The sequence below is a fragment of the Pseudomonas sp. NFACC02 genome (genome assembly GCF_900110765.1).
Classification (GTDB): Bacteria; Pseudomonadota; Gammaproteobacteria; order Pseudomonadales; family Pseudomonadaceae; genus Aquipseudomonas.
In genome coordinates this window covers 1-6,658 of the sequence record NZ_FOEO01000083.1, presented here as the reverse complement: position 1 = coordinate 6,658, position 6,658 = coordinate 1, and the positions used below count along the sequence as shown (strand labels likewise).

4 protein-coding genes are annotated in these 6,658 nt (G+C 59.8%); 1 reads left to right on the top strand and 3 read right to left on the bottom strand.

Annotated elements, in window-relative coordinates; all coding sequences use genetic code 11:
- Positions 1-192: 192 nt before the first annotated feature.
- From BMY73_RS27575 to BMY73_RS27565, 3 genes are all read right to left on the bottom strand, one after another.
- On the bottom strand, positions 193-1,566 hold the full coding sequence (locus tag BMY73_RS27575; protein WP_092411092.1) for an HlyD family type I secretion periplasmic adaptor subunit: 1,374 nt from the start codon (positions 1,564-1,566) through the stop codon (positions 193-195).
- Complete coding sequence (locus BMY73_RS27570; RefSeq protein ID WP_062385058.1) at positions 1,556-3,709, bottom strand: type I secretion system permease/ATPase; 2,154 nt, start codon at positions 3,707-3,709, stop codon at positions 1,556-1,558. Before BMY73_RS27570 ends, BMY73_RS27575 begins: the two co-directional genes overlap by 11 nt.
- A 67-nt stretch (positions 3,710-3,776) precedes the next feature.
- Entirely contained in the window at positions 3,777-5,126 is a 1,350-nt protein-coding gene (locus BMY73_RS27565; RefSeq protein WP_092411090.1) for a TolC family outer membrane protein, read from the bottom strand.
- 399 nt (positions 5,127-5,525) lie between these two features.
- On the opposite strand from BMY73_RS27565, the gene BMY73_RS27560 reads away from it, so the two are divergent.
- The coding region (locus tag BMY73_RS27560) for a retention module-containing protein (protein WP_139214296.1) at positions 5,526-6,658 on the top strand (1,133 nt) is incomplete at its 3' end.

The following is a 6,658-nucleotide window of genomic DNA, read 5'->3' as shown; positions in this document are numbered from 1 at the left end:
TCAAGTAACCCGCCGAAGGCGGAACAGTTTGGACGTTAGGACAAACCACACCGTCAGCGTCACCCCAAATAGTGGAAATGCGCACCATACAAGCCGGCTTGCTGGCGAACGCGGAACGTCAGACACGAATATGTCGCTGACACAACGCGTTCGCCAGCAAGCCGGCTCCTACAGATATCCGGACCGGTTGTATCAACGCTCGTGCAACGCCTCGGCGCGGGCTTTGAGGACGGGCTTGAGCAGGTAGCTGAGGATGCTTTTCTTGCCGGTGATGATGTCCACCGAAGCGACCATGCCGGGAATGATCAGCAACGGGTGCTCATCGGTCCCCAGGTGACTGCGGTCGGTGCGCAGCTTGATCACATAGAATGTGTTTTTCTTCTCTTCGTCCTGGATGGTGTCAGCACCGATCTGTTCCAGCTTGCCCTTGAGGCCACCATAAATGGTGTAGTCATAGGCGGTGAATTTGATCATCGCTTCCTGACCCGGATGCAGGAACGCAATGTCCTGCGGCCGGATGCGCGCCTCGACCAACAAGGTGTCGTCCAGCGGCACGATTTCGGCGATGTCGCTGCCCGGCTGGATGACGCCACCCACGGTGTTGACCAGCATTTGCTTGACGATACCGCGCACCGGCGAAGTGACCATGGTCCGGTTTACCCGGTCCTCCAGGCCTTTGGCCGTCGATTGAGCCTTGGACAGGTTGGTGCGTGCCTCATTCAACTGGGTCAACGCGTCGCTGCGAAACTTGCCCCGCGTCTCGTCGATCTTGCGCTGCACTTCGGCAATGGCGGCCTGAGCACGTGGAATCGCCAGCGTGGTGCCATCGAGTTGACCGCGTGTTTCCACTTCCGAGCGCTTCAGACGCAGGATATCCACCGGCGAGACAGCGCCCTGAGCCACCAGCGGTTCGGACATGCCGATCTCCTGACGCAACAGGTTCAGGCTGTTGCGGTATTGCTCCTGCTTGGAGCCGAACTCCCGCAGTTCCTGCTGACGCTGAATCAGTTGCTGTTGCAGGCCGCCGACTTCGTCGGCCAACTGCTGACGGCGGCTCTGGTACAGCGACTCTTCGTTCGCTGCCTGCTTCGGGGCCGATTTGCGCGCGTCGGCGCTGATGTTCAGTGGGCGATCATCGACCTCGGCGGACAGACGTTCGACGCGCAGTTCCATCGCCACGCGATCAGCCTCGGTTTCACCCACGTTGGACGCAAAGCGCGTGTCGTCCAGACGAATCAGCGGTGCGCCTGCGTCAACGATCTCCCCATCGTGGGCATAAATCTGCGCGACGATGCCGCCTTCCAGGTTCTGGATCTTCTGGATCTTGGTCGAAGGAATCGCCTTGCCTTCGCCCTTGGTCACTTCGTCGATGACCGCGAAGTGGGCCCACAGCACCAGGAAGGTAAAGAACAGAATGACCGCCCAGATGGTCAGCCGGACGATACGCGGGGCATCGTCGACCAAGGCCTTTTTGACTTCAGGCATCGGCTGTCCATCAAGGGAAGCCGAACCTTTGAAATACCCGAACAGACCACCGCCGGAATTTGGACCCGATTTAAGCAACACTGATCTGCCCCTTCTTCAACGCTTCCATCACGGCGGCTTTCGGGCCGTCGGCGAGAATCTGGCCACGGTCGATCACCAACAGCCGATCGACCAGCGAGAGCAGCGAGGCTCGGTGGGTCACAAGAATCACGGTCTTTTTCTCGATAACGGCTTGCAGGCGCTGCTTCAAGCGCTCTTCACCGGTGTTGTCCATGGCGCTGGTCGGTTCATCCAGCAAGAGAATCGGCGGATCAAGCAAAAGCGCACGGGCCAGCGCGACGTTCTGACGCTGACCGCCCGACAAATTCTGCCCACGCTCGCCAACCTGCAGTTCATACCCTTGCGGGTGCAGACGGGCAAACTCATGCACGCCTGCCAGTTCACCGGCTTGCAGCACCATCTCATCGTCCACGTAGCGGGCGCCTGAAACCAGGTTGTCGCGCAGGGTGCCGGCCAGCAACTGGATATCCTGAGCGACGTAACCGATGTTGTGGCGCAGTTCGCTGACGTCGATCTGGCGAATGTCGACGCCGTCGACCAGCAGCGAGCCCTCGTCCGGCTGATACAGACCGACCAGCAGCTTGGCCAGCGAGCTTTTGCCCGAGCCGCTGCGGCCGATGATGCCGATCCGCTCGCCCGGACGAACCACCAGGTTGATGTTCTTCAACGCCAGGGTTTGCTGGTTCGGGTAAGTGAAATCGACGTTGCGGAATTCCATCGCGCCCTGCAGCACCTGGCGGCTCAACGGGCGCTCTTCGAAGTTACGCTCTTGTGGCAACTCCATCATCTGGTCGACCGACACCATGGTCACTTTGGCTTGCTGATAACGCGTCAGCAGTCCGGACAGCTGCGCCAACGGGCCCAGCGCGCGACCGCTGAGCATGTAGCACGCCACCAGGCCGCCCATGCTCAGGTTGCCGTCGATGATCATGTACACACCGAAGCAGATCATCGCCACGCCCGCCAGTTGCTGGATGAGCAAGGTGATGTTCATCGCCAGACCGGACAGGATTTTGACCCGCAGTTCCAGACGGCTCAGGGTGCCGATGGTCTGTTCCCACTGGTACTGACGCTCGCTTTCAGCGTTGTTGACCTTGACCGCGTCCAGCCCGGACAAGGTTTCGATCAGGCTCGACTGCCGCTCGGCGCCCAGCGCCATGGTGCGCTCAAGGGTGGCGGTCAACGGCTTTTGCAGCAAATGACCGATGCCCAGCGCGAGCGGGAACGCCACAATCGGAATCCACACCAAGTGCCCGCCCAGCAGCGCAATCACCAACAGGATGATCAAGGTAAACGGCAGGTCGATGAGGCTGGTCAGGGTCAGCGACGTCAAAAAGTCGCGCATGCCCTGAAACTCGTGAATGTTCTGGGCGTAGCTGCCGACGCGTGCCGGCCGAAATTTCATCGCCATGCCGACGATGCGTTCAAACAGCGTGGCGGAAATGATCAGGTCGGTTTTCTTGCCCGCCAGGTCCAGGCACAGACTGCGCAGGCCTTTGAGCAAGAGGTCGAACAGGTAAGCGCCACAGATACCGGCCGCCAGGACCCACAACGTTGCGGTCGCCTGGTTCGGCACCACACGGTCGTAGACGTTCATGACAAACAGAGGCGCCGCCAATGCGATCAGGTTGATCACCAGGCTGGCAGCGATCGCATCGGCATAAAGCCAGCGCGACAGCTTGAGGGTGTCTTTGAACCAGGACCGCGCTCGAGGAATGAGCGAGCCTTTGGTCACGTCAAATTTGTGTTGCGGTTGGGCGAAGAACACCTTGCCGCTGAAATCCTGCGCCAGCGCCTCGCGCTCGACGCGGACCTCACCACCGTCGCTTTCGCTGATCAGCAGCCGCGCCACATCGGCGTCCCAACCCAGCAGCACCGCGCAACGCCCCTCTTTCAGGAGCAGCATCGCAGGCAGGGCAATGGCGGGGATCTGTTCGAGCTTGCGCGTGAGCAGACGCCCCTGCAAACCGGCCCGCGCGGCGGCGCGTGCCAGCAGATCGGGACTCAGACGCTGGTTTGGCAACGGCAGGCCGGTGCTCAACATCGCCCGGCTCGCCGGTTTGTGATGCAAGGCGCAGAGTGTCAGCAGGCCATCCAGCAACGGATCATCATGCTGGCTGCGTGGATCATGACCTAGTTGGGCAGAAGGTAATTCCAAATCCACGCTGACACTCTCTTTAGCTTTAACAGTTAAAAGTTGAAGCTGGCTCCTGACGAAGGCGCGTCAAGAATCAGTTCATGCCCGGCAGTTTCACTGTCGGTTTCACATCGTTTTGCACAACCGATGCCAGCGGAGCCACGACGCCCTGACTTTTCAGCAAGGTGCCGATGTCGGCTTGAATGCGGTATTGGGTGTACGTTTTCAGGCTCTGCAGCTGGACCAGACGCTGTTGCGCGGTGAACAACTCGTTCTCGCTGTCGAGAAGGTCGAGCAGAGTACGCTCTCCGAGACTGAATTGCTGCTGATACGACGTACGGACGCTGGTCGCCCGGTCAACGTACTGCTGAGCGATCGGCACTTGCTGGGAAGCGTTGTTGTAGGCGTTCCAGGCCAGGCCCAGTTCTTCGTTCAACTGACGCAGTGCGTTGTTGCGAATGTCCAGTGCCTGCGAGGCCAGGTACGACTTGGAGGTCAGGTCAGCCTTGTTGCTGCCACCGGCATACAGGTTGAACTGCATGCGCACCATGGCTTCCCAGCCATTGTTGTGGCCTTCGTCGCCGCCCACGTTGTTGTCGGCGTTGCGGCCCAGGTCCAGGTCGAAACGTGGGGAGAAGGTCGATTTGGCTGCGCTGTACTGTTTCTCGGCAGCGGCGATGTCCGCTTCAGCCGAACGCAGCACGGGGCTGTTGTCGATCATTTGACGGCGCGCTTCCTGCAGATCGGCGGGCATCAGCGCGAACGGCGCCGGCTTTTCCAGTTGATCCGGCACGATGCCGACAGCGCTCAGGTAGTTGGTCTGGGCGTCAGCCAGGTTGGTTTGTTCGGTGATCAGATTGTTCTGTGCCTGAGCCAGACGGGCGTCGGCCTGATCCATATCCGCCATGCGTCCGACACCACGACTGGTGCGCAACTTGATCTGGTCGTAGATACGTTGGTGACTTTTAAGGTTTTCTTCGGCCAGGCGAACCATCTCGCGCTGTGTAAGAACGTCGATATAGACCTGCGCAACTGTCAGCGCAGTACGCTCGGAAGTATTCAACAAAGAATACGCCCGAGAATTGGCGGTGGCTTGTTGACGCCCAACTTCGTTACTTGTTGCAAACCCATCAAAAAGCATTTGACGAAGACGAATGGCCGACTCGCCACGGTTCATCGTTTTCCAGTCATTGTTGCCACTTTCCGCACGCGTCGACGGGGTGTCAGATCCCGCACGGCCATACCCCGCTGTCACGTCGACGCGCGGCAGGTAGCCTCCCTTCGCTGCACGAACCGCATAGTCCTGCGCGATACGGGCGTTGACGCCTGCCTGCACCTCAGGATGTTCCTGCATCGCCTTCTGCATGGCTTCTGGCAAGGTTTGTGCCTGCACGAAGCCGACTGTCAGAACAAAGGGTACAGCAGTGAGAAATTGCACACGCATGTTGGTTCTTCCCGAGAACGTACTTGTTCGAAAACGCAGTATTAATAACTGCATTGCAAGAGAGGCTTGTGTAGGAGATCGGCGGCGTCAGGCTGTTCTGAAGGGTCTCTGGGAGCGAACAACAGAAATACACGATCTCAGAAAATATCAATGTGACATTACGGGGGCGATTGTTTAGGATGTCGCCGAATAGGTCAATAGTTTGGCAGAAAGTTAATCTGTATCCGGTTAAAAGGGTACAATAAATTGACGCCAAATAACTAACAGCAACTAAATCAAATGCTTAGTTGTTGACGTCAAAGGTTTGAACATTTTACGTAGTCCAATATGAAGCAGCCCACCTTGGGCAAGCCGGCATGATGGATACCAACTGATCGGTAATCTCGGAGAGTCACCCCCATGAGCAGTGTTGTTGCCATCGTCAAAAGCATTGTTGGCCAAGTAGTCGCAGTCTCCCCGGAAGGGATTCGTCGTGTGCTGATCGAGGGTGACCGGCTGTTGGCCGGCGAGCAGGTGCTCACCGGGCCGGAAGGTTCGGTAACGCTGCAATTGCCAGACGGTCGTCTGCTGGACATGGGCCGTGACAGTCAGTGGAGCTCTGACGCTCCAACGTCCACCACCAACCTGGCGGAAGCCACCGCGCAGGCCGCGCCATCGGTTGCCGAACTGCAACAAGCCATCGCCGCGGGCGCCGACCCGACCAAAGACCTGGAAGCCACCGCTGCCGGCCAGACCACGGGCTCCACCGACGGTGGCAACGCGGGCGGCGGTCACAGCGTCGTGATGCTGACCGAGACGGCAGGCGTGGTGAACCCGAACATCGGCTTCAACACCAATGGCCTGGGCAATAACGCAACGGCCGGCACCGAACAGGACGCCGGCGTTCCGCAACGCGCCTCGACGCTGAGCCTGACCGCGACCTCCGCCTTGACCGAAGCCGGCGGCGCGCTGGTTTACACCGCTTCCGTCACTCAAGCGCCGCTCAGCGACCTGACCATCACCCTGTCCAACGGCTCGGTGATCGTGATTCAGGCAGGCCAGACCTCCGGCAGCGTCACCGTGCAGATCCCGAACGGCAACACGCCGTACCTCGACGCCCACGACATCACCACCACCATCACCGGCACCACCGGCGGCGCGGGCCTGGCCCTGACCACCAACCCGGCGCCAGCCGTGACCAACATCACTGACACGGTCGACACCACCACCCTCAGCCTGACCGCAGGTGCTGCGACGTCCGCCGAAGGCACGTCGATCACCTACACCGCCACGTTGACCAACCCGGCGCAGACGCCAGTCACCGTCACCCTGTCCGACGGTTCGACCATCACCATCAAAGCCGGTGAGTCGTCTGGTTCGGTCGTTGTGCCTGCTCCGGCGAATGACGTCTACAACACCGACACCACCGTCAGCACCACCATTACCAGTGCCACCGGCGGCAACTTCGAAAACCTGGCGACCAATCCGACGCCAGCTGTGGTTCAGATCACCGATACGCCAGACACCACCACCCTCAGCCTGACCGCCGGTGC

Coding starts and splice junctions, on each gene's coding strand:
- BMY73_RS27565 (WP_092411090.1), bottom strand. CDS start 5,126: ATGCGTGTGCAATTTCTCACTGCTGTACCCTTTGTTCTGACAGTCGGC.